This window comes from Delftia sp. 11MD (assembly GCF_050907895.1).
Taxonomy (GTDB): domain Bacteria; phylum Pseudomonadota; class Gammaproteobacteria; order Burkholderiales; family Burkholderiaceae_C; genus Comamonas; species Comamonas tsuruhatensis.
This window is the reverse complement of sequence record NZ_CP194333.1, coordinates 6,537,253-6,558,090: the sequence shown is the minus strand read 5'-3', so window position 1 is coordinate 6,558,090 and position 20,838 is coordinate 6,537,253. Positions and strand designations below refer to the sequence as shown.

Genomic DNA, 20,838 nt, shown 5'->3' with positions numbered 1-20,838 from the left:
TCGATCCGAACAATCGATTTCACAGATTAGCAGCGGCTGCCTACATTGGCTCTCATGGACAACCTGGAACCCTCTCTTGCCCCGGACAGGCCCCCGCTGTGGGTGGGCTGCGCAGCCGGCTTCTCGGGCGACCGCACCGATGCCGCCGCGCCCGTGGTGCGCGCCCTGGCGGCCAGCGGCCAGAGCGCCTGCCTGATCTTCGAGACCCTGGCCGAGCGCACGCTGGCGCTGGCCCAGCTCGCGCGGCGCGAGCAGCCCGACGCGGGCTATGAACCCCTGCTGGAGGACCTGCTGGAGCCCGTGCTGGCCGACTGCCTGGCGCATGGCATACGCATCGTCAGCAACTTCGGTGCGGCGAATCCCGAAGGCGCGGCGCGCTGCATCCAGCGGCTGGCGCAGCGCCTGGGCCTGCGCGTGCCGCGCATCGCCGTCGTGCATGGCGACGATGTGAGCGGCCCGGCGTACCGCGAGGCGCTGCGGGCCGCGCTGGGCGCGGAGTTTCCCGAGGATTCGCTGGTCAGTGCCAACGCCTACATCGGCGCCCGCGCGATTGCCGAGGCCCTGCAGGCCGGCGCCGAGATCGTGGTGGCCGGCCGCGTGTCCGACCCCTCGCTGACCCTGGGGCCGGCCATGGCGCATTTCGGCTGGGCCTGGGACGACTGGGACCGCCTGGCGCGCGCCACCATGGCAGGCCACCTGCTGGAATGCGGCGCGCAGGTCACGGGCGGCTACTTCGCCGACCCGGGCTTCAAGGACGTGCAGGGCCTGGCGCGGCTGGGCTATCCCATCGCCATCATCGAGCCCTCGGGCGACTGCACCATCACCAAGCCCGAAGGCACGGGCGGCCTGGTCAGCGAACGCACGGTCAAGGAACAGCTGCTGTACGAGGTGCACGACCCGGCCGCCTACCTGACGCCCGACGTGGTGGCCGACCTGTCCGAGGCCGAGGTGCACCAGTTGGGGCCTGACGCCGTGCGCCTGAGCGGCGTGCGCGGCCATGCGCACAACGGCCACTACAAGGTCAATGTCTGCCATGCCTCGGGCTGGCTGGCCGAGGGCGAGATCTCCTATGCCGGCCCGCGCGCCCTGGAGCGCGCCCGGCTGGCCGGCGAGGTGCTGCGCGAGCGCCTGGGCGGCGAGGCCGCAGGCGACCTGCGCCTGGACTGGATCGGCGTGGCCAGCGTGCTGGGCGACGACGCCGGCCGCTGGCGCGACGCGCAGCCGGCCGGCGCAGCCGCCCCCCAGGACGTGCGCCTGCGCGCCGCCTGGCTGCGCCCCACGCAGGCCCAGGCGCGGCGCCTGCCGCGCGAGGTCAATGCGCTGTACACCTGCGGGCCGGCCGGCGGCGGCGGCGTGCGCACGGCGCTGCGCGCGCGGCTGGGCACGGTGTCCTGCCTGCTGGCGCAGCAGAGCATCGCCACCGGGTGGAAGTGGGCCGAGGAAGAGGCCGACAAAGGCGTCGACAAAGGGGTCGAGAAAGAGGCCGGGGAGCACGCCGCATGAACACACTGCCAACCACGATGCCCGTCACCGTGCCGTTGTACCGCCTGGCGCACGGGCGCACGGGGGACAAGGGCAACCGCTCCAACATCAGCCTCATCGCCTGGAATGCCGCCTGCTGGCCCGTGCTGGTGGAGCAGATCACCGAAGAGCGCGTGGCCGCGCACTTCGCCGCCCGGCGCCCTGCGCGCGTGCAGCGCTTCGTGCTGCAGCGCCTGCAGGCCATGAACTGGGTGCTGGACGCGGTGCTGGACGGCGGCGTCAACGATGCGCTCAACCTCGACAGCCACGGCAAGGCGCTGTCGTACTGGCTGCTGCAGATGCAGGTCCACATACCGGCTTCGCTGCTGCCCCACCTGGCGCCGGAGTAGCCGGCAGGACCCGCCCGTCACACATTCATCACAACAAAGGAGACAGACATGAACCTTTCGCACACCTTCCCCCGCCGCCATGTGCTCGCGCTGGCCGCCTGCGCGCTGGCAGCAGCCGCCGCCGCACCGGCCCTGGCACAGGACTATCCGTCCAAGCCCATCACCTTCGTCGTGCCGTTTGCGGCCGGCAGCGCCACCGACCAGCTGGCACGGGCGCTGGGCCAGGCCGTGACCACGGCGACCAAGCAGGCCGTGGTGGTCGAGAACAAGGGCGGCGCCAGCGGCATGATCGCGGCCCAGCAGGTGGCGCGCTCGGCGGCCGATGGCTACACGGTGCTGATCACCACCAACACCACGCACGCGGCCAACCAGCATCTGTACAAGAAGCTGCCCTATGACGCGGTCAAGGACTTCGCGCCCGTGGCCGGGCTGGGCAAGGGCGGCCAGGTGCTGGTGGTGCGCGCCGATGCGCCGTACAGGAACGTGGGCGATCTGCTGGCGGCGGCGAAGAAGCAGCCGGGCAAGCTGTCGTTCGGCAGCGGCAGCTCCTCCAGCCGCGTGGCCGGTGAAATGCTCAAGCAGCTGGCCGGCGTGGACCTGATGCACGTGCCCTACAAGAGCAATCCGCTGGCCATCACCGACCTGCTGGGCGGCCAGATCGATCTGATGATCACCGACACCTCCACCGGCGTGCCCCAGGTCAAGTCGGGCAAGCTGCGCGCCCTGGGCTACTCCACCACCCAGCGCAGCCCGCAGCTGCCCGAGGTGCCCACGCTGGAGGAAGCCGGCGTCAAGGGCTATGACATGGGCTACTGGTTCGCCGCCTATGCGCCGGCCGGCACGCCCGAGGCCGTGGTGGCCCGCCTGAACCGCCTGCTGTCCGACGCCGTGCACAGCGCGGGCGCCAAGTCCTTCTTCGACATGTCCGGCTCCCAGGGCTGGACGGCCACACCGCAGGAACTGGCCGCCTTCCAGGCCGCCGAGACCCAGAAGTGGGGCCAGGTGATCAAGGCCGCCGGCATCCAGCCCGAGTAGGCCGCTCCCCCGCTCTCCCGTTCCCCGCTCTCCCGTTCCTTTTTTCCGAACCGCCCTAGGCCGCCGCAATGCACGGCGGCCAGGGCGCAGCCTTGCCTGTGCCATGACCCCAAGGAGACAACATGCACATCAGATCCACCCATCCACTGGCCCTTGCCCTGGCCGCATCCGGGCTGCTGACCGCCTGCGGCGGCAGTGACTCGCCCGCCGGTTCGCAGGCGCCGCGCATGCAGCTGAGCATCAGCGCCACCGAGGACTTTGCCGGCAGCTACGGCAGCGTCGGCGCCTACGAGAAAGTCACCGGCGTGCTGCGCGGCGAGCTGGACCCGGCCGACCCGAAGAACGCCGTGATCCAGGATCTGGCGCTGGCGCCCGTCAATGCGCGCGGCATGGTCGAGTACAGCACCGACTTCGTCATGCTCAAGCCCAAGGACATGTCCAAGGCCAGCGGCGTGCTGCGCTATGACGCGCCCAACCGCGGCAACATCCTGACCATGCCCAACCCCACGGCCACGCCCGGCGATGCGGTCTACCTGGAGCGCGGCTATGTGCTGCTGTACTCGGCCTGGCAGGGCGACGTGCCCAAGTCCACGCCCGCGCGCCTGACGGTCACCGTGCCCGTGGCCCGCAACAAGGACGGCAGCAGCATCACGGGCAGCTACCGCACCGAGCTGGTCCCGGCCGCCGCCGTGCCCTCCATGGCCCTGCCCGGCGGCGTGTTCAACGCAAGCATGATCCCCTACGAGCCCGCCAGCCTGGACAACACGCAGGCCGGCTACTCGCTCACGCGCCGCATCAACGAAACCGATGCGCGCCAGACCGTGCCTGCGGGCGACTGGAAGTTCGCCAGCTGCGATGCCGCCGCCAATCCCTTCCCCGGCACACCCAGCGCCACCAATGTCTGCCTGAAGGGCGGGTTCGATCCGCAGTACCTCTACGAGCTGGTCTATGTGGCCAAGGACCCCAAGGTCATGGGCGTGGGCCTGGCGGCGCTGCGCGACACGGTGAGCTTCTTCCGCGCCAAGGCGGCCGATGCCGACGGCAAGGCCAATCCGCTGGCCGGGCGCATCACGCACACCATCGGCCAGGGCACCTCGCAGTCGGGCAATGCCATGAAGACCTTCCTGCACCTGGGCTTCAACCAGGCGCTCGATGGCGGCAAGGTCTTCGACGGCATGTATGCCCATGTGGCCGCGCGCCAGACCAACATCAACACGCGCTTTGCCGTGCCCGGCGGCGGGGGCGGCCTGCGCACCGACCACACGGCCTTCGGCCAGACCGCGCCCCGTGGCCTGGACAAGGACTACAGCGATGAGGTCAGCGGCCGCCAGGGCGGCGTGATGAAGCGCTGCGAAGCCAGCAACACCTGCCCCAAGTTCTTCCTGGGCCTGTCGGGCACGGAGTTCTGGCAGCTGCAGGGCTCGCCCGTGCTGACCGATGCCAACGGCCTGCGCGACATCGCCCAGCCCTCCAATGCCCGCATCTACTACTACGCCAGCACGCAGCACGGCGGCGCAGGCGGCACGGCCAGCATCGGCTATGCGCCCACGCGCAATGTCTATCCGGCCGGCACCGTGGTGCACTTCAACGACACCTTCCGCGCGCTGTTCATCGCGCTGGAGGACTGGGTGGTGCGCGGCACCGAGCCGCCGGCCAGCCAGGTGCCCAAGCTGGCCGACGGCACCCTGGTGCGGCCCGACAAGCTGGTCTTTCCCGCCATGAAGGGCCTGAGCTGGAGCGTGGGCGGCGTGCAGACCGCCATCCCCGAGTTCCGCTACCTGGCACGCCACAACGGCTTTGCGCTGCTCGACTTCGGCCCGCAGTACGTGCCGCAGGACGAAAGCGGCATCGCCACGCTGCAGCCGCCGCGCGCCACGGGCAAGGACTACGCCATCCTCGTGCCCCAGGTCGATGCGGCCACCGGCCTCACGCGCGCAGGCATCCGCAGCGTGGAGGCGCGGGCACCGCTGGGCACCAGCATGGAGTTCAACTACGTGGCCACGCCGGGCATCGTGGACCTGTCCAACCTCACGGGCAGCTTCATCCCCTTCCACAAGACGCGCGCGGCGCGGCTGGCGGCCGGTGACGCGCGGCCTTCACTGGAGGAGCTGTATGTCGACCAGGCCGGCTACGTGAGCGCCGTCACGGCGGCGGCCCAGGACCTGGTGCGCCAGCGCCTGCTGCTGCAGCGCGACGCCGACGCGCAGATCACCGCCGCGCGTGCGGCGGCGGTACTGCCTTGAGCCTGCGCTGAACGCAGGCCTCAGACGGCCTGGCCGCGAAAGCGCATGGCCGCCTGGCGCGAGACCTCGGCCAGCAGCTGCTCGCTGCGCTGGCGCTCGCGCAGCCAGCGGGCATCGTTGCTGCCGGCGGCCACGTCGCTGCGCAGCAGGTGCAGGGCGGGCGCGGCGCCATGGCGGGCCGCGTAGTCGGCCACGGCATCCATGGTCTTGAGGATGTGGTCGGCCAGCGGCATGTGCTCGCCCGTGGCCGGGTCCACGTACACGGCCTCCAGGCCGAAGCGGCAGGCCTGGAAGCGGTTGTAGGTGTAGACCAGGTAGTCGTCCTCCACGGGCGTGAAGGGCTGGGTGTCCATGAACCAGGCGGCCAGCGCCTGCACGTAGCCGGACAGGGCGGCTGCGCGCTCGATGGTCAGCGGCGTGTCGAACACGCGGATCTCGATGGTGCCGAACTCCGGCTTGGGCCGGATGTCCCAGTAGAAGTCCTTCATGCTCTTGACCACGCCCGTGCGCGTCATCTTGTCGAAGTACTGCTCGAACTCGCTCCAGTGCAGCACGCAGGGCGCGCGGCCCGACAGCGGAAAGGCGAACACCGAGTTCAGCCGCGCCGAGTCGAAGGCCGTGTCGTGGCCCTGCACATAGGGGCTGGAGGCCGACAGCGCAATGAAATGCGGGATGTAGCGCGACATGCGGTGCAGCATCAGCAGCGCCGCATCGGCGTCGGGGCAGCCGATGTGCACGTGCTGGCCGAAGATGGTGAACTGCTTGGACAGGTAGCCGTACAGCTGCGACAGCTCCTGGAAGCGCGGCTTGTCGTAGATGCGCCGCTCATGCCACTGCTGGAAGGGGTGGGTGCCGCCGCCCACCACGGCGATGTTGAGCTTGTCGGCGCTTTTGACCAGCGCATCGCGGATCTGGCTGAGCTGGCCCAGCACCTCCGAGGCCGAATGGCAGACGCTGGTGGAGATCTCGATCATGCTGTTCGTCATCTCGGGCACCACGCTGCCGGGCAGCGGGTTCTTGAGCATGAGGCGCAGCATGTCCTCGGCGTAGGGGGCCAGGTCGTAGTCGTGGGTGTTGACCAGCTGCAGTTCCAGCTCCACGCCCAGGGTCAGCGGTTCGGACGAGTTGAAGGCTTCAAGACTCACGTTCATCTCCTGCGGTGTTCGAGCGGCTCAGCGGCTTCCAGGGACGGGAGCTTTCGCCGGAGCGGTAGATGGCCACGGTGGCCAGGGCGGCGCCCAGCACCTCCATCACCAAAATGGTGGGCAGGGCCACGCCTGCGATCTGCGCGCCCAGCTCGGGCGCGGCGGCCACGAACTGCGAGGCGATCAGCAGCGCCACCGATGACATGGGCGCCATGGCGCAGCCCACCCAGAAGGCCTGGCGCCAGTTGGCGCCCGTGCCCACATTGCCCACGGCCACGCCCAGGGTCTTGGCGACCAGGCGCGCCAGGATCACGGCGCCCACCACGCCGGCCACCGGCGCGCTCCAGTCGGCCTGTGCGGCCACGGTGGAGACCAGCACGAACATCAGCATGGTCAGCAGCGAGGCCGCCGTGCCCAGCTGGCGCGGCCAGGCCCAGGGGCGCGGGTTGAACTGCTTGAGCAGGATGCCGCCCAGCAGCGCCGCCAGCGGCGCCGAGCCGCCCAGGTACGAGGTCAGCGGCACGCTGGCCGAGATCAGGGTGAGAAAGAGGATGGAGGTGTTCTCGCTGGCCGGACTCATGAAGCGCAGCGCCAGGCGCATCAGCACGGCCAGCACCAGGGCCACGGCCACCGAGACGCCCAAGACCACCAGCACCGGCATGATCGAGGCCACGAAGCCGGCCTTGGGCTGCGTCAGCATGCCCGCCTTGGCGCTGCCCAGGGCCAGCGCATACAGCGTGGACAGGGTGGACAGCACCAGGCCGCGATCGGTCACGGCGCCTGCGGCACGCATGTCGGCCACCACGCGCGTCAGCACCAGGGGCGAGGCCGCCATGGCCACCAGGGCCAGCGGCCCGGCCACTTCGGGGGCCATGCCCAGCCAGCCCAGCACCAGGGAGACCAGCACGTAGGTCAGCGCGGACTCGGCCACGCTTTGCACCAGCACCATGGGGTTGTGGCGGAACCAGCGCAGCGTGATGCGCCCGCCGCATTCGAACAGCACGATGGCCACGCCCAGCTCCAGCAGGAACAGCCCCGTGCCCTGCAGCGGCCAGGTGGTGTTGGCCCCAAAGCCGATCAACCCGGCAATGCCGCCGACCAGCGAGTAGCCGACCACCTTGGGCAGGGCGGCATGGCGCTGGCAGGCATAGCCGACCATGGTGGCCACGGCCAGCAGCAGGGACCACTGAACCGTGGCCAGCCCGGCCGAAGGCCGCAGCCACGGTTCCCAGAAGCTCAGCATGTCATTCATCAGCGACGTCCTTTGCGCGAGCCAGTGGCCCGCAAGCGAAGCTCCGCAAGGCCTTCCCTGCGGCGCGGGCAAGCCCGCGTCCCGTGCGCCTGGCACGGGGACACTTCGTTGGCGATCCACTGGCGTGACTGCCAGGCTGCAAGGCCGGGCGGGCACGCCAGCACGTGGGTTCCGCGTGGTTCCCGAGGTCCCGCAGGCTCAGGGGCGGAAGAAACTCAGCGGCGCTGTGCGCAGACGGCGGCGGATGGCCGAATAGATGCGCGAGCGGTCGACTCCGCTGACATTGTGTGCCCTCAGCGCAACGCGGAATGCCAGATAAAAGCTGACAGTGACGTTCAACGCGCCATTGATGGGCAGTAGGGCAATCGCCCACCAGAACATGTCGGAGTGCAGAACCTCCCAGCCCAGGGCGGCCATGGCGGCCCCGATCTGGCCGGCCGACAGCGTGACGTGGCGCACCTCCAGCCCCAGGCCGAAGAAGGCCGCGAAGGCCGGCACCAGGCCCAGCATCATGCCCAGCGAGACATTGGCAGCAAAGCCCGAGATGTTCTTGCGCCAGAAATGCGCCCAGCGATCCGCGCGCCCGGCGCCCAGCCAGCGCGTGATGCCGGGGTTGTAGCGGATCACCGAGTCCAGCCGGCGCAGCACGAACCAGTTCTCGGCCCAGCCCGCGATCAGGCTGCTGGCAAACAGCAGCACGCCCGTGAAGGCAGCGAACAGCGGCGACAGGCCCAGCAGGCTCAGCGAATCGAGCACGGCAATCGCATGCGGCTCGTCGATGGGCGTGTGGCCGAACAGCTGGGCATAGCCCAGCGACAGCAGCAGCACCATGGGCAGCACCACCAGCACGTTGCCCAGCACGGCCGCCACCTGGGAGCGCACCAGGTGCGCGACCTCGTCCACGAATTCCTCGATGGCCTCGCTGGCGCGCAGGTCCTTGAGCTTGGCGGCCATGGCCGGCGCCGTCATGGCCGGCTGCTTGGTGGCCACCGTGAAGTGCAGCAGCTGGATCAGCACGAAGCTGATGGAGTAGTTGATGCCCGCGGCCAGCCCGCCCCAGAAAGCCGACAGCCCCAGCGCGTAGAGCGCGAACTTGAGCAGCGTGGTGAAGGCCATCACGAAGCCGCCGCCGGCGGCCTTGGTCACCATGGACAGGTACTCGCGGCCCGTGCGCGTGATGTAGTGCTCGCCGGTCTCGGCGCTGCGCTCGGCCACCTTGGCGGCCAGCAGCGAGGTATTGGTGGCCAGCAGGGCGCGCAGGCTGCGCCGCTCGATGCCCACGGACACCAGGTTGGCCAGCAGGTCGGCCGTCTCGGTGGCGCGGTTGTCGGCCAGCAGGCAGTCGAGCAGGCGCCTGACGCGCAGGATGCGCGCGCGCAGCTGGCGAAGGCGAAACACCAGGCCCACCGAAATCCCTTCGGACTCGAAATGCGCGTACACCGATGTCACGGCCGCGCGGCAGGCATCCAGCCGTTCGCGCAGCCGGGCCTCGGCCGCGTCGCGCCGGTCGTTGGTGCGCAGCGCGTGCAGCACCTCCACGCGCAGGCTTTCCGCATCGTGGATCAGGGCGTGGAAGGGCTGGTCGTCGCGCGCCTGCTCGTCCATGCGCAGGCGCAGCTCGGGCGAGAAGCCCGTGGACAGGATCTGTCCCGTGCAATAGGTGATGGAGCCCAGCAGGCTGTTCTGCCAGAAGCTGCTGCCCTGGCCCTCGCTGCCATCGGTCAGCAGTACGGCGATGCGCTCGAGCAGGGCCGCGTCCAGCGCGTGCAGCCAGCGCGCGTCGAATTCGTCGGGCATGGCCAGCATGAACAGCTCGGAGGCATCGACGGTCTCTGGCGTGCTGGGCAGCAGCTTGTAGCGCACGCGCTCGGACAGCTCGCTGAACATGTTGGTGCGCGGCGCAAAGCCGAAATCGGCCAGCAGCGCCGTGATGTCCACGGTATCGATGAAGCGCAGCCACCACGCATGCAGGCGCTGGCGCACGGCCGGATCGGCCTCCACGGCCTCCACCAGCAACTGCACACGCTGCACCGCGCCGTCCACCGACGGCTTGGGCGCGCGCACCCACTCCAGCAGGTGGATCAGCCAGATATGGCGGTGCGCGAGGTCGGCCTCGGGGTCGAGTGCGGCCAGAAGGCCGGGCAGGTCTTGGGTGATTCGCTTCATGTAGGGGTCTTGCGGCAGGGCGGAAGACTAGCGCCTCCCCCGAGGAACGCGCTCAGTGCAGCACGCGGTTGTCAGGGTCTGGAAAGCTGTCGCCGCCAGCGCCCGACTGCAGATGAAAGCGCGGGATGGGGCACTCGAAGACTTCGCCCTCGTGGCTGATGCACAGATAGCTGCCCTGCATGCTGCCGTTGGGCGTGCGCAGCTGGCAGCCGCTGGTGTACTCGAAGGTCTCGCCGGGCTGCAGCAGCGGCTGGCGGCCGATCACCCCCAGGCCCTTGACCTCTTCGACATGGCCCAGTTCGTTGGTGATGATCCAGTGGCGCGCGATCAACTGGCCCGGCACCTGGCCGGTATTGGTCACGGTGATCGTGTAGGAGAAGGCGTACACGCCTGCCGCTGGAGCGGATTGCTCTGGCAAAAAGGCGGGGCGGACCTGGACCTGGAACTCGTTCATGGGCATGGCGGCAATGGTAACTGCCCGCAATGTACCGGCTTGCGAACGTCCCCACGCGCCGCCGCCCATGGCTTTGTGCCGTCGCTGGTGCCGGCATGGGCTAGCTGCGACAATCGCAGGCCATGAGCCCCACCTACCGCATCGCCCCCTCCATCCTGTCTGCCGACTTCGCCCGTCTGGGTGACGAGGTCAAGAATGTGATCGCCTCCGGCGCCGACTGGATCCACTTCGACGTGATGGACAACCACTACGTGCCCAACCTCACGTTCGGTCCCATGATCTGCGAGGCCCTGAAGCCCCATGCGAAGACGCCCGACGGCCAGCCCGTGCCCGTCGACGTGCACCTGATGGTCACGCCCGTGGACGAACTGGCCACGGCCTTCGCCAAGGCCGGCGCCGACTACATCAGCTTCCACCCCGATGCCACGGCCCACGTGCACCGCAGCATCCAGAACATCCGTGCCCAGGGCGCCAAGCCGGGCCTGGTGTTCAACCCGGCCGCCTCGCTGGACGTGCTGGACTGGGTCATCGACGACATCGACCTCATCTTGCTGATGAGCGTGAACCCCGGCTTCGGCGGCCAGAGCTTCATCGACAGCACGCTGCGCAAGATCGAGGCCGCGCGCAAGCGCATCGAGGCCAGCGGCCGCGACATCCGCCTGGAGGTGGACGGCGGCATCAAGGAAACCAACATCCGCCGCGTGGCCGATGCCGGTGCCGACACCTTCGTGGCGGGCAGCGCCATCTTCGGCAAGCCCGACTACAAGGCCGTGATCGACGCCATGCGCGGCGCCCTGGCGGCCTGAGCTTCGGCCTGCCTCCAGCAACGAAAAGGGCCCGCGAATTGCGGGCCCTTTTCGTTGCTGCGTCGAGTTGCGTTGAGTTGGATTTTGCGCAGCGCAGGCCGCAGCGACGCGGCCCCTTCAGCCGCCTCGCTCGTGCTCTGCGGGCATGACGAAGATGCTGCGGCCCTGCGTGTCGAAACCGGGCGGCGCAAAGCGCGCCACCGGCACATGGCTGTGCCGGATGGAGCTGACCTTCCACGCGAATGTCCTGCCCTTGCTGGTGAAATTGAGGGTTTCGCCGCAGGTGACGTTGATGGGCGTCTTCTGCGACAGATCGACGCTACGGTAGGAGCCTGCAGGCACGGGTGAGCCGTAATGCGATTGACCGTTGGTAAAAGTGTCCGCATGGGCCATTGGGCAGGCAAGAAAAATGCCTGCGATATACAGGGCATTGATGTTTTTCATGAAATGCTCCTTGGCGCAAATGGGATTTTCAATTCAAATGGAACATGGATGGCAGGCCGTGGCAATGGTTTGGCAAATGCGGCAAAAGGGTATTGCCCGGCCTGCCGCCAGCGGTTTTGCAACGCTGGCGGGAATAATCCCGGAAAGGAAATCAGAAGCTGTGGCGTATGCCCACTTCCGCACCCGTTGACGTGCCCTTGGGAGCAAGCCCCGGTGCACCGCCCGACAGGGCGAAATTCGCATTGCCCTTGTTGGATATGCGGGCCACGGTTCCATACAAGGCCGTGCGGCGCGACAGATCATGCACATAGCCGATGGCATATTTGTTCGCATCGCTGCCATTGAATGCCACCGGACCCTTGCGCGAATCGGTACGCACATAGGAGGCGCGGAGATGGCCGCTGCCCACGGGAACCGTCATGCCCAGCAGCCAGCGGTCCTCGGAGCCCAGGGTGCTGCTGCCGTAGGTGCCGAAAGGCAGGTCCTCCCGCTGGAAGTGGCCCATGAGCTTGGCGAAACCGAAGTCGTACGAGGCGCCCGCGCCATACTGCCTGAACTTGGCGCCGGCGGCGCCGATGTCGGTCGTGCCATAGGACAGCGACAGGCTCAATGGACCGTTTTCGTAGTGCACCCGGCCTGCCACGTGGCGGCCCACGTTGCTCGATGGGTTCTCGTCCATGGCGTACATGAATTCCGCACGCAGGCCCCAGAGGCTGGGCGAGAGGTACTGGATCGCGTTGTCGCGGCGGTAGTAGGACGGTGAGAAGCCGTCCGGCATGCGGCTTGCCACGGCGGAACCGCCCAGTCCGATCACGCCGAACGGATCGTATTTGTAGGTATGTGCCGAAGCCGGCGAAAGGTCGCGGCCCAGGCGCACTTCGCCGAAACCTCCCGACAGGCTCACGGTGGAACGGCGCTGGAAGAACTTGCCCGTGGAGCTGAACGTGCCCGTGTCGGCATTGACGTCCGACTCCAGCCAGAAGCCGGCCCTCAGTCCGCCGCCCAGATCCTCGTCGCCGCGAAATCCCAGCCGCCCGGAGGCCAGGCCGCTGTTGTTCATGGTCAGGTTGCCAGGCAGGTCGCTGTTCCTCACGTAGCGCGCATTGACGTCTACGATGCCGAACAGGGTGATGGATGACTGCGCGCTGGCCGCCAGCGAAATGACGGGCAATGCTGCCGCCAATATGCGATTGAATTTCATGCCTGATCCTTGTATTGAATGGTGGATTCCATGCGCATCCATTTTCAAAACGGATGCTGTGGTAAATACTAGAATCCGCAGGCGATCGCATTCGGTCTTGAAAAGAAATGGGCAGGGCATGGCAAGCCATTCACAGGCTTTTCGTGCAAAACCTGTTCCACCCCGCCAACACCAGACGGGAGGGGCTGCCATTCATGACAGTTACCTTTCTTCAAAATGTCTTGAATGTCACTTTGCTGTCGGGTGTATGGATGTTGGGCATTGATAGCATTCAGGGGATTGACTCCGGTGAAATAAAAATAATCCGTGTCGTATCGCTGATGCGGCTGTGGGTGGGTATTGAAAGATAGGCGGGGGGCGAAAATGCGTCGCGAGGATGTCAAGCTGAGGATGCTGGCAAGAAGAGGGGACACGGGGGCCAGGCTTCAGCTCGGGGAGGCCTATCTGGCAGGGGGGCCGGGCGTGCCCAGAAGCATTTCCGTGGGGCTCGGCTACCTGCAGGCCGCACTGCCCCAGGCCAGGCGCCAGGCCTCGGTCTGCATGGCCCTGCATCTGCCGCTGAGGCAGTTGCTGGAGCACGGGCTGCTGGAGCCTTTGAGGATCGCTGCGCAGTACGAGGATGTCGGGCGCCAGAAGCTCGCCGCATGGCATCTCATCCGGGGGGAACTCGATCTGGCGCTGGAATGCCTGGGCCGGTGCAGCGCTTCCCTTCCGTGCCACGGGGCAGGCGGCGCATCCGCGCTCACCTGCGGCGAGCTGCTGCAGGTCCTGCAGATCCTGCGCGCCGTACAGCCGCAGGACATTGCCGAGGTCATGGCCAGCGAAGCCCGCCAGGCCATGGCCATGGGCCAGTCGCCACGCGCAGTGCAGATGCTGGAGCTCCTGGGCGATCTGCCCCATGCCGCTGCCTGTCCCGCCATACAGCAGCTGATCGCCGACCTGGTTCACCAGGCGGAGATGGCAGGCCATGGCCTGGGGCGGCTGGCGGTGGGCTGGATAGAAAGCAGCCTGGAGCGCTGCGCCGCCGATGGCGACCTGCACGCCTGCCATGCGCTGGGGCGGGCGCTTTCCGGCCAGTCCTGCGCTCACCTTGCGCCAGACAACCTCGTGCACGCGCAGAACCTGCGCAAGGCGGCAGCCCTGCTGCTGCGCGCCGCCGATGGCGGCATCGCCGTCGCCTGGCTGCACCTGTTTCGCCTGTGTTCCGACTACCGCAGTTCGGTGGCCAATCCCACGCTGGCGCGCTTTTGCCTGGAGAAGGCGGCGCGGCACGGCCTGGCGGAGGCCCAGCGCCGCCTGGGTGCGCTGGTGCTGCGTGACGCCACACGCATCGAATCCATGGAGCAGGGCGTGGCCCTGCTCCATGCCGCGGCGGCCAAGGACGACGAGCAGGCCGGGCTGCTGCTGCGCTCGTTGCTGCTGCCCGTGGACGGGGGCGACGAGGAGGCGCTCACGGCCATCGAGGCGGTGCGGCCCGATGCGCCGCGGCTGGCCATGCGGCTGCGCCTGGCGCGGGCATTCGGTCTCACCAAGCAGGAGGCGCTGTCGGTCGATCCCTTGACCGCCATGCGGCCCTGGGGCCTGGTGGTGGGCCACAACCCCTTTGTGGCGAAGGCACGGCTGTGCGAGCCCCGGGCCGTGCCAGCGACCACGCCCGAGGCCCGCTGCTGCCTGGAGCAGGCCGCTTTCCTGTTCTCGGCGCAGCGCCAGGAATCCCTGGTGCCGGAAGGATCGCTGCGGGCACGTTCGCTTCAGTTGCGGCGCTTGTTCCACCGGCTGCAGATCAGCGAGACGGTCTTTTTCGCCTCCGCCTCCTCCCGGCAGCGCGAGGCCATCCGCGTCGGCACGAAATGGGCGCGACGGCAGCAGCAGATGCTCAGGCAGGTGCTGGCCTGAGCCTTGCCGTGCGGTCAAAGGAGCGAGCATGAAAGTCCTGATCGTGGACGCCCATCCTCCATCGGCGCAGTACCTGTGCCAGGGCCTGTGCCAGGACGGGTTCAACGTGGACGTCGCGCATGACGGCCGGCAGGGCCGCGACATGGCACTGAGCCGTGCCTACAGCCTGGTGGTGCTGGACCTGGACCTGCCCGGGTTGAGCGGGCGAGAGGTCCTGCAGGCCCTGCGCCGGGCCACAAGCACCCCCGCCATCGTGGTTGCCGCAAACGACAGCCTGGAGGACCAGGTGTTCTGCCTGCAGCATGGCGCGGACGACTACCTGGTCAAGCCCATCAGGCTGCCGGTGTTCCTGGCCCGCGCAAGGCTGCGCATGCGCGGGTCCGCCGGGCGGGAGGGCATGCGCCTGACTTTGGCGGATCTGGTGCTGGACCTGTCCAAGAAGCGGGTCGAACGCGCCGGTCGCCGGCTGGACCTGACCCGGCAGGAGTTCGCCGTCCTGTGGCTGCTGCTGCAGCGCCAGGGCGATGTGGTCTCGCGTGCCGAATTGGTGGAGCAGGTCTGGAGCCTGCCCGTGGATGCCTTGAACAACGCCGTGGACGTGGCGGTGTGCAGGCTGCGCAGCAAGCTCGACGATCCCTATGCGGTCAAGCTGCTGCACACGGTGCGCGGCATGGGCTATATGCTGGCGCTGCGGACAGATTCCCCGTGACCGCAGCCTTGCCTACCCCAGCCACTGCCGGATGCGCCCTGCCAGCGCCTGGGCGCTGATGCCGTAGCGCTCATGCAGCGTGGGCAGGGCGCCCGCGTCGAGGAAGGCGTCGGGCAGGCCCGCCAGCCGAAAGCGCGCGGGCCGCACGTCGCGCTCCAGCAGAGCGCCGGCCACGGCCTCGCCCAGGCCGCCCACCACCGAATGGTTCTCCGCCACCACCACCAGGCGCGGCCCGCTGGCCACGGCCTGCACGATGGCCTGCACATCCAGCGGCTTGATGGTGGCGCAGTGCAGCACGGCGGCGCCCACGTTGTCCGTGGCCAGCAGCTGGGCGGCCTCCAGCGCGCGCATGGTCATGAAGCCGCTGCAGATGATGAGCACCTCGCGGCCCTCGCGCAGCATCTTCGCCTTGCCCAGCTCGAACCGGTAGTCGTACTCGTCCAGCACCAGCGGCACGTTGCCGCGCAGCAGCCGCATGTAGACGGGGCCGCGGTGCGCCGCGATCTGGGGCACGGCCTGGGTGATGTCCAGCGCATCGCAGGGATCGACGATGGTCAGCCCCGGCACGGCCCGCATCATGGCCAGGTCGTCGGTGGCCTGGTGGCTGGGGCCGTAGCCCGTGGTCAGGCCGGGCAGGGCGCAGCAGATCTTGACGTCCAGGTTTTCCTCGGCAATCACCTGGTGGATGAAGTCATAGGCCCGACGCGTGCCGAAGACGGCATAGGTGGTGGCAAAGGGCGTCAGCCCCTCCTTGGCCATGCCGCCGGCGGCGGCCATGAGCAACTGCTCGGCCATGCCCATCTGGAAGAAGCGCCCGGGGTGGGCCTGGGCGAACAGGTGCAGGTCGGTGTACTTGGCCAGGTCGGCGGTCAGGCCGACCACGTCGGGGCGGCTGGCGGCCAGCTCCACCAGGGCCTTGCCGAAAGGCGCGGCCTGCACGCGCTGGCCTTCGGCCGCGATGGAGGCGATCATGGCCGAGGTGGTCGGCCGGGGCTTGGGGATGGCAAGAGGCATGTTCATGGCAGGGCGGGCTCCAGGGGTTGCGATGCGTCCAGGATGGCGATGGCCTGCTGCCACTCGGGCGGATCGACGCGGATGAAATGGTTCTTCTCGCGCTGCTCCAGGAAGGGCACGCCCTTGCCCATCAGCGTGTCGCAGAGGATGACGCGGGGCCGGTCCTCGGCCAGCGACCGCGCCGCGTCGAAGGCCTGGACCACCTGGGCCAGGTCGTTGCCGTCCACGCGCTGCACATGCCAGCCGAAGGCGGCCCATTTGTCAGCCAGCGGCTCGAAGCCCAGCATGCGCGTGGAGGGGCCGTCGGCTTGCTGGTTGTTCACGTCCACCAGGCAGATCAGCCGGCCCAGGCCGTGGTGGGCGGCGGACAGCGCGGCCTCCCAGGTCGAGCCCTCGTCCAGCTCGCCGTCGGACATGGAGTTGTAGACAAAGGCATCGCTGCCCTTGTGGCGCAGCGCCAGCGCCATGCCCACGGCGATCGGCAGGCCCTGGCCCAGCGAGCCGCCCGAAATCTCCATGCCCGGCGTATAGCTGGCCATGCCCGACATGGGCAGGCGGCTGTCATCGCTGCCATAGGTCTGCAGCTCCTCGTCGGACAGGATGCCCGCCTCGGCCAGGGCCGCGTAGAAGGCGATGGCGTAGTGGCCGTGCGAGAGCAGGAAGCGGTCGCGGCCCTCCCACCCGGGCTCATCGGGCCGCAGCCGCAGCGCGTCGCCATAGGCCACGGCCAGCACATCGGCCCAGCCCAGGGCCTGGCCTATGTAGCCCTGGCCCTGCACCTCGCCCATTTGCAGGGCGCGGCGGCGTATGCGCCAGGCACAGGCCGCGAGCCGGTCCAGGCGCTGTTGCAGTTCTTGGTTCATGCATCGTCTCCTCGGGATGGAAGGGCGCGCGGCTCAGCGCAGGATGCTGGCCGGCACATAGGACACCAGCGCCAGCACCGCCAGCGCCACCAGGTAGAAGGGAATCAGCTCGCGCACGGTCTGGCCCACCTTGACCCGGGCCAGCGAGCTCGTGATGAACAGCGTCGTGCCCACGGGCGGCGTGTACAGCCCCAGGGCCAGGTTCACGACCATCATGATTCCCAGCTGGGTCATGTCCATGCCGATGCTCTGGGCCAGCGGCACGAACACCGGCGTGAGCAGCAGCACGGCGGCCGGCAGGTCGATGAACATGCCGATGAAGAGCATCAGCAGGTTCATCAGCACGATCACCAGCCAGGCCGAATGCACATGCGACTGCACCCACTGGACGATGCCATCGGGCATGCGGTCGAAGGTCAGCAGCCAGCCGATGGCCGCCGAGGCCATGATCACCAGCAGCACCACGCCCGTGGCCAGGCCCGCATGCACCACCGCATCGTTGAGCCGGCGCCAGCCCAGGTCGCGGTACACCACGGCCGACACCAGGCCCGCATACAGCGTGGACAGCACGGCCACCTCGGTGGGCGTGGCGATGCCCAAGCGCAGGAACACGATGATCAGCACCGGCAGCAGCAGGGCCGGGCTGGCGTACAGCAGGTGGCGCCGGAAGGCGGGCCAGGCGAAGGGCGTGGTGTCGCGCGGAAAGCCGCGCCTGTGGCCCACCCACCAGCACACGCCCATGAAGCCCGCGCACATCAGCAGCCCCGGCACGATGCCCGCCACGAACAGCGCCGCAATCGATGCATTGGCGCTGAGCGCGAACAGGATCATGGGGATCGACGGCGGGATCAGGATGTCGATGGTGGCCGCCGCCGCCAGCGTGGCCGCCGAGAACGCGGGCGGATAGCCCAGCCGCCTGTGCCACGGGATCATCAGCGATCCGATGGCCGAGGCGTCGGCCACGGCCGAGCCCGACACCCCGCCGAACAGCGTGGACGACATCACCCCCACCTGGGCCGGCCCGCCGTGAAAGCGCCCTATCAGCGCCGACAGCACGCCCACCAGGGCCTCGCCCAGGCGCCCGCCCATCATCAGCGAGCCGGTGAGCATGAAGAACGGGATGGCGATCAGCGGAAAGCTCTGCACCTGGGCCACCATCTGCTGCACCAGCAGGTCCAGCGGCACGCGGTCCGAGGTGGCCGCCGCCGCCATGGCGCCCATGAGCAGCGCGTGCGCAATGGGCATGGCGATCACGGCACCCGCCATGAAGACGAAAAGCATGATGAAGGACATGGCACCCTCCCTTCACCAGTGCGCGCCGGCCACGGGCCGGGCCGGTTCGGCAGACGCACCAGCGGCACCGGCCTGCGCGGATACCCGGTCCCTGCCCGCCACGCAGGCGCGCCAGGCCGACTGCAGGGCCAGCAGGGCCAGCAAGGCCATGCCCACCATCACGCAGCCATAGGTCAGCGAGCCGGGAATGCCCAGGATCTGGCTGCGCTCGTCATGCACGATCTCCAGCATGTTCAGCGTGGACCAGGCCAGCGTGGCGTACAGGGCGGCCACGGCCAGCCAGCCCAGCACGGCCGTGGCGCGCCGCACGCGGGCAGGCAGGGCCTCGACCAGGAAGCTGGTGGTAATGTGGGCGCCATGGGCGGCGGCCAGCACCACGCCCGACATCACCAGCCAGGGAAACAGTAGCTCGGGCACCTCGTTGGCCCACTGCAGGCTGGTGCCGCTGGCATAGCGCAGGGCGGTGTTGCACACCAGGATCACGAAGATCACCAGGGTGCTGGTCCACAGCACGGCGCGGCACAGGCCCGTGACCAGGCGTTCGATGAGGTTCATGGACGGCTCCCTGCACTTCACTGCGCGCCTGCGGCCTTGACGACCTTGGCGATATAGGGGCCCGCAGGGCTGGCCAGCCACTTGTCCTGCACCTTGGCCGTGGCCTGGGCGAAGGCCCGCGCGTCGATGGTGCTCACCTCCACGCCCTTGGCGCGGATGTCGTCCAGCAGCCTGTCGTCGGCCTCGCGCGCCAGCTGGCGCTGGTAGGCCGTGGCCTCCTGCGCGGCCTCGGCCAGCAGCGTGCGGTCGGCGGCCGGCAGCCGGTCCCAGCTGCGCTTGCCCATGATCAGCGGCGTCATCTGGAACATGTGGCCCGTCAGCGTCAGGTGCTTTTGCACCTCGTACAGCTTGCTGGCGTGGAAGTTGGCCAGCGGGTTCTCCTGGCCGTCGACCACGCCCTGCTGCAGGGCCACGTACAGCTCGGCGAACTTGATCTGCTGGGCCTCGGCGCCCAGGGCCTGGATGCTGTCCACCAGCACCGCGTCGGGCGGCGTGCGCATCTTCAGGCCCTTGAGATCGTCCACGCTGCGCAGGGGCCGCTTGCTGTTGGTCATGTGGCGTATGCCGTTGTCCCAGTAGCCCAGCACCACCATGCCCTTGGCGGCCGATTTGTCGGCCAGCTCCCGGCCCAGCGGCCCGTCCAGCAGCTGGAAGGCCCGGGCCGGCGTGGCGAAGAGAAACGGCATGCCATAGGCCGCGTACTCGGGCACGGCCGCGGCCACCGCGCCCTGGGAATTGGCCGACAGGTCCAGCGCGCCCGTGCGCAGGGCCGTGACCATGGCCGCGTCGTCGCCCAGCTGGGCCGAGGGGGCGACCTGCACCTCGATGCGGCCCGCGCTGCGCGCCTTCACCAGTTCGGCGAACTTCAGCGATGCCAGGTGGCGCGGATTGTCGGGCGCGGCGCCGTGCCCCAGCGTGAGCTTGACGGCCTGGGCACAGGCCAGGGCCGGCAGCAGCAGGGCGCAGGCGGCCAGGGCGGCGCGATGGAAAAGCGTGCTTTGCATGGTCTTGTCTCCTTTGCTTGGGTTGTGTGCGGCCATGCAGGCCATGGCCAGGCGCGCGGGGCTCAGTGGATGAGCATCCCGCCGTTCACATCGAGCGTGATACCCGTGCAATAGGCGGCCAGGTCGCTGGCCAGGAATACGCAGGCGCCGGCCACATCGTCGGCGCGGCCCAGGCGGGCCAGCGGAATCGTGGCGGAGATCTCGCGCTTGCGCTCGGGGCCGAGCTTGCCCTGGGTGATGTCCGTCTCGATCAGGCCCGGCGTGACGCAGTTGATGCGTATGCCCTCGGCGCCGAACTCGCGCGCCATGGCGCGGGCCAGCCCCAGCACGCCGGCCTTGGCGGCCGAATAGTGCGGCCCGCCGAAGATGCCGCCGCCGCGCTGGGCCGAGACGGAAGAAATGCAGACGATGGCGCCCGCTTGCTGCCTGCGCATGGCCGGCAGCACGGCCTGGGACATGTACAGCGTGCCGCGCAGGCTCACGTCGAGCACGCGGTCGTAGTCGGCCCCGCCGATCTCCAGCGTGCCCACGGCCTGCGTGATGCCCGCGTTGTTGACCAGCGCGTCGATGCGGCCGAAGGCGCGCAGCACGGCGGCGGCGGCCGCCTCGCACGAGGGCTTGTCCGTCACATCGGCCACCAGCCCCAGGTGCCCGTCGCCCAGCCGCGCGGCCGCGCCGGCCGGGTCGGCCCGCTCCAGGTCGAGGATGGCCACGCGGGCCCCCTGGGCGGCCATCTGGCGCGCCGTGGCAAAACCGAGTCCGTTGATCCCTGCGCCGCCGGTGATGATGGCGACCCTGTCCTTGAGCAGCATGTGCCTGTCTCCGCTGTAGTGGTGGTGGATGTAGCCATCTTGGGCTGTCACGAGCATGAAGACAAACGATGTTTC

General features: G+C 68.8%; 20 protein-coding genes. 8 read left to right on the top strand and 12 right to left on the bottom strand.

Going from position 1 to position 20,838, the window contains the following annotated elements; genetic code table 11:
* The first annotated feature begins 54 nt into the window (after nucleotides 1-54).
* The 4 genes from ACRSCF_RS30040 to ACRSCF_RS30025 all read left to right on the top strand — a co-directional run bounded on the left by ACRSCF_RS30040 (nucleotide 55) and on the right by ACRSCF_RS30025 (nucleotide 5,149).
* The gene (locus tag ACRSCF_RS30040) at nucleotides 55-1,503 is read left to right on the top strand and encodes an acyclic terpene utilization AtuA family protein (RefSeq protein WP_244387664.1); all 1,449 of its coding nucleotides are present in this window, start codon (nucleotides 55-57) and stop codon (nucleotides 1,501-1,503) included.
* Complete coding sequence (locus ACRSCF_RS30035) at nucleotides 1,500-1,871, top strand: AtuA-related protein (protein WP_013804720.1); 372 nt, start codon at nucleotides 1,500-1,502, stop codon at nucleotides 1,869-1,871. The genes ACRSCF_RS30040 and ACRSCF_RS30035 overlap by 4 nt, the downstream gene beginning before the upstream one ends.
* A gap of 48 nt (nucleotides 1,872-1,919) precedes the next feature.
* A complete protein-coding gene (locus ACRSCF_RS30030) occupies nucleotides 1,920-2,906 on the top strand; it encodes a Bug family tripartite tricarboxylate transporter substrate binding protein (RefSeq protein WP_034367898.1) in 987 nt (328 codons plus the stop codon).
* A gap of 122 nt (nucleotides 2,907-3,028) precedes the next feature.
* Nucleotides 3,029-5,149, top strand: coding sequence for an alpha/beta hydrolase domain-containing protein (locus ACRSCF_RS30025; protein ID WP_244387663.1), 2,121 nt, complete (start codon nucleotides 3,029-3,031; stop codon nucleotides 5,147-5,149).
* 20 nt (nucleotides 5,150-5,169) lie between these two features.
* On the opposite strand, the gene ACRSCF_RS30020 is transcribed toward ACRSCF_RS30025, so the two are convergent.
* From ACRSCF_RS30020 to apaG, 4 genes are all read right to left on the bottom strand, one after another.
* Nucleotides 5,170-6,294 carry a YbdK family carboxylate-amine ligase gene (locus tag ACRSCF_RS30020; RefSeq protein ID WP_013804717.1) on the bottom strand — a complete coding sequence of 375 codons (1,125 nt, stop codon included), beginning with the start codon at nucleotides 6,292-6,294 and terminating at the stop codon, nucleotides 5,170-5,172.
* Entirely contained in the window at nucleotides 6,284-7,546 is a 1,263-nt protein-coding gene (locus ACRSCF_RS30015) for a cation:proton antiporter (RefSeq protein WP_016450606.1), read from the bottom strand. Before ACRSCF_RS30015 ends, ACRSCF_RS30020 begins: the two co-directional genes overlap by 11 nt.
* Nucleotides 7,547-7,744: 198 nt before the next feature.
* Complete coding sequence (locus ACRSCF_RS30010) at nucleotides 7,745-9,712, bottom strand: site-specific recombinase (RefSeq protein WP_016450605.1); 1,968 nt, start codon at nucleotides 9,710-9,712, stop codon at nucleotides 7,745-7,747.
* 52 nt (nucleotides 9,713-9,764) lie between these two features.
* Nucleotides 9,765-10,172, bottom strand: a complete 408-nt coding sequence (gene apaG / locus ACRSCF_RS30005; protein WP_034367895.1) for a Co2+/Mg2+ efflux protein ApaG — start codon at nucleotides 10,170-10,172, stop codon at nucleotides 9,765-9,767.
* A 116-nt stretch (nucleotides 10,173-10,288) separates the two neighbouring features.
* On the opposite strand from apaG, the gene rpe reads away from it, so the two are divergent.
* Complete coding sequence (rpe, locus tag ACRSCF_RS30000) at nucleotides 10,289-10,972, top strand: ribulose-phosphate 3-epimerase (RefSeq protein ID WP_016450603.1); 684 nt, start codon at nucleotides 10,289-10,291, stop codon at nucleotides 10,970-10,972.
* Nucleotides 10,973-11,089: 117 nt separating this feature from the next.
* Here the strand turns inward: rpe and ACRSCF_RS29995 are convergent, their stop codons facing one another.
* Both ACRSCF_RS29995 and ACRSCF_RS29990 read right to left on the bottom strand, forming a co-directional pair.
* Entirely contained in the window at nucleotides 11,090-11,416 is a 327-nt protein-coding gene (locus tag ACRSCF_RS29995) for a CzcE family metal-binding protein (RefSeq protein WP_244387662.1), read from the bottom strand.
* Between the two features lie 151 nt (nucleotides 11,417-11,567).
* The gene (locus ACRSCF_RS29990) at nucleotides 11,568-12,617 is read right to left on the bottom strand and encodes a porin (RefSeq protein ID WP_016450601.1); all 1,050 of its coding nucleotides are present in this window, start codon (nucleotides 12,615-12,617) and stop codon (nucleotides 11,568-11,570) included.
* Between the two features lie 143 nt (nucleotides 12,618-12,760).
* On the opposite strand from ACRSCF_RS29990, the gene ACRSCF_RS29985 reads away from it, so the two are divergent.
* The 3 genes from ACRSCF_RS29985 (at nucleotide 12,761) to ACRSCF_RS29975 (ending at nucleotide 15,222) form a co-directional block, all read left to right on the top strand.
* Nucleotides 12,761-12,967: a hypothetical protein gene (locus tag ACRSCF_RS29985; protein ID WP_158528308.1), complete on the top strand. Its 207-nt coding sequence runs from the start codon at nucleotides 12,761-12,763 to the stop codon at nucleotides 12,965-12,967.
* A gap of 112 nt (nucleotides 12,968-13,079) precedes the next feature.
* The gene (locus tag ACRSCF_RS29980; protein WP_244387661.1) at nucleotides 13,080-14,513 is read left to right on the top strand and encodes a hypothetical protein; all 1,434 of its coding nucleotides are present in this window, start codon (nucleotides 13,080-13,082) and stop codon (nucleotides 14,511-14,513) included.
* A 28-nt stretch (nucleotides 14,514-14,541) separates the two neighbouring features.
* Complete coding sequence (locus ACRSCF_RS29975) at nucleotides 14,542-15,222, top strand: winged helix-turn-helix domain-containing protein (protein WP_016450599.1); 681 nt, start codon at nucleotides 14,542-14,544, stop codon at nucleotides 15,220-15,222.
* Between the two features lie 12 nt (nucleotides 15,223-15,234).
* Here the strand turns inward: ACRSCF_RS29975 and ACRSCF_RS29970 are convergent, their stop codons facing one another.
* The 6 genes from ACRSCF_RS29970 to ACRSCF_RS29945 all read right to left on the bottom strand — a co-directional run bounded on the left by ACRSCF_RS29970 (nucleotide 15,235) and on the right by ACRSCF_RS29945 (nucleotide 20,763).
* Nucleotides 15,235-16,242 (bottom strand): transketolase family protein, encoded by a 1,008-nt coding sequence (locus ACRSCF_RS29970; protein WP_244387659.1) that lies wholly within the window; start codon nucleotides 16,240-16,242, stop codon nucleotides 15,235-15,237.
* Nucleotides 16,239-17,099, bottom strand: coding sequence for a transketolase (locus tag ACRSCF_RS29965; RefSeq protein ID WP_016450597.1), 861 nt, complete (start codon nucleotides 17,097-17,099; stop codon nucleotides 16,239-16,241). Before ACRSCF_RS29965 ends, ACRSCF_RS29970 begins: the two co-directional genes overlap by 4 nt.
* 33 nt (nucleotides 17,100-17,132) lie before the next feature.
* The gene (locus ACRSCF_RS29960) at nucleotides 17,133-18,392 is read right to left on the bottom strand and encodes a TRAP transporter large permease (protein WP_034367886.1); all 1,260 of its coding nucleotides are present in this window, start codon (nucleotides 18,390-18,392) and stop codon (nucleotides 17,133-17,135) included.
* A gap of 12 nt (nucleotides 18,393-18,404) precedes the next feature.
* A complete protein-coding gene (locus ACRSCF_RS29955; protein ID WP_074924305.1) occupies nucleotides 18,405-18,947 on the bottom strand; it encodes a TRAP transporter small permease in 543 nt (180 codons plus the stop codon).
* A 17-nt stretch (nucleotides 18,948-18,964) separates the two neighbouring features.
* Complete coding sequence (locus tag ACRSCF_RS29950; protein WP_034367910.1) at nucleotides 18,965-19,951, bottom strand: TRAP transporter substrate-binding protein; 987 nt, start codon at nucleotides 19,949-19,951, stop codon at nucleotides 18,965-18,967.
* Nucleotides 19,952-20,013: 62 nt separating this feature from the next.
* The gene (locus tag ACRSCF_RS29945; protein ID WP_016450593.1) at nucleotides 20,014-20,763 is read right to left on the bottom strand and encodes an SDR family NAD(P)-dependent oxidoreductase; all 750 of its coding nucleotides are present in this window, start codon (nucleotides 20,761-20,763) and stop codon (nucleotides 20,014-20,016) included.
* Nucleotides 20,764-20,838 lie beyond the last annotated feature (75 nt).

Excerpts from the sequence above, each read along its gene's own strand:
- ACRSCF_RS30025 (WP_244387663.1), top strand. The coding sequence starts at position 3,029 with ATGCACATCAGATCCACCCATCCACTGGCCCTTGCCCTGGCCGCATCC.
- ACRSCF_RS29970 (WP_244387659.1), bottom strand. The coding sequence starts at position 16,242 with ATGAACATGCCTCTTGCCATCCCCAAGCCCCGGCCGACCACCTCGGCC.
- ACRSCF_RS29945 (WP_016450593.1), bottom strand. The coding sequence starts at position 20,763 with ATGCTGCTCAAGGACAGGGTCGCCATCATCACCGGCGGCGCAGGGATC.
- ACRSCF_RS30040 (WP_244387664.1), top strand. The coding sequence starts at position 55 with ATGGACAACCTGGAACCCTCTCTTGCCCCGGACAGGCCCCCGCTGTGG.
- ACRSCF_RS30030 (WP_034367898.1), top strand. The coding sequence starts at position 1,920 with ATGAACCTTTCGCACACCTTCCCCCGCCGCCATGTGCTCGCGCTGGCC.
- ACRSCF_RS29995 (WP_244387662.1), bottom strand. The coding sequence starts at position 11,416 with ATGAAAAACATCAATGCCCTGTATATCGCAGGCATTTTTCTTGCCTGC.
- ACRSCF_RS30015 (WP_016450606.1), bottom strand. The coding sequence starts at position 7,546 with ATGAATGACATGCTGAGCTTCTGGGAACCGTGGCTGCGGCCTTCGGCC.
- rpe (WP_016450603.1), top strand. The coding sequence starts at position 10,289 with ATGAGCCCCACCTACCGCATCGCCCCCTCCATCCTGTCTGCCGACTTC.
- ACRSCF_RS29955 (WP_074924305.1), bottom strand. The coding sequence starts at position 18,947 with ATGAACCTCATCGAACGCCTGGTCACGGGCCTGTGCCGCGCCGTGCTG.
- ACRSCF_RS29965 (WP_016450597.1), bottom strand. The coding sequence starts at position 17,099 with ATGAACCAAGAACTGCAACAGCGCCTGGACCGGCTCGCGGCCTGTGCC.
- ACRSCF_RS30010 (WP_016450605.1), bottom strand. The coding sequence starts at position 9,712 with ATGAAGCGAATCACCCAAGACCTGCCCGGCCTTCTGGCCGCACTCGAC.
- ACRSCF_RS30035 (WP_013804720.1), top strand. The coding sequence starts at position 1,500 with ATGAACACACTGCCAACCACGATGCCCGTCACCGTGCCGTTGTACCGC.
- ACRSCF_RS29960 (WP_034367886.1), bottom strand. The coding sequence starts at position 18,392 with ATGTCCTTCATCATGCTTTTCGTCTTCATGGCGGGTGCCGTGATCGCC.
- ACRSCF_RS29990 (WP_016450601.1), bottom strand. The coding sequence starts at position 12,617 with ATGAAATTCAATCGCATATTGGCGGCAGCATTGCCCGTCATTTCGCTG.
- ACRSCF_RS29950 (WP_034367910.1), bottom strand. The coding sequence starts at position 19,951 with ATGCAAAGCACGCTTTTCCATCGCGCCGCCCTGGCCGCCTGCGCCCTG.
- apaG (WP_034367895.1), bottom strand. The coding sequence starts at position 10,172 with ATGCCCATGAACGAGTTCCAGGTCCAGGTCCGCCCCGCCTTTTTGCCA.
- ACRSCF_RS29975 (WP_016450599.1), top strand. The coding sequence starts at position 14,542 with ATGAAAGTCCTGATCGTGGACGCCCATCCTCCATCGGCGCAGTACCTG.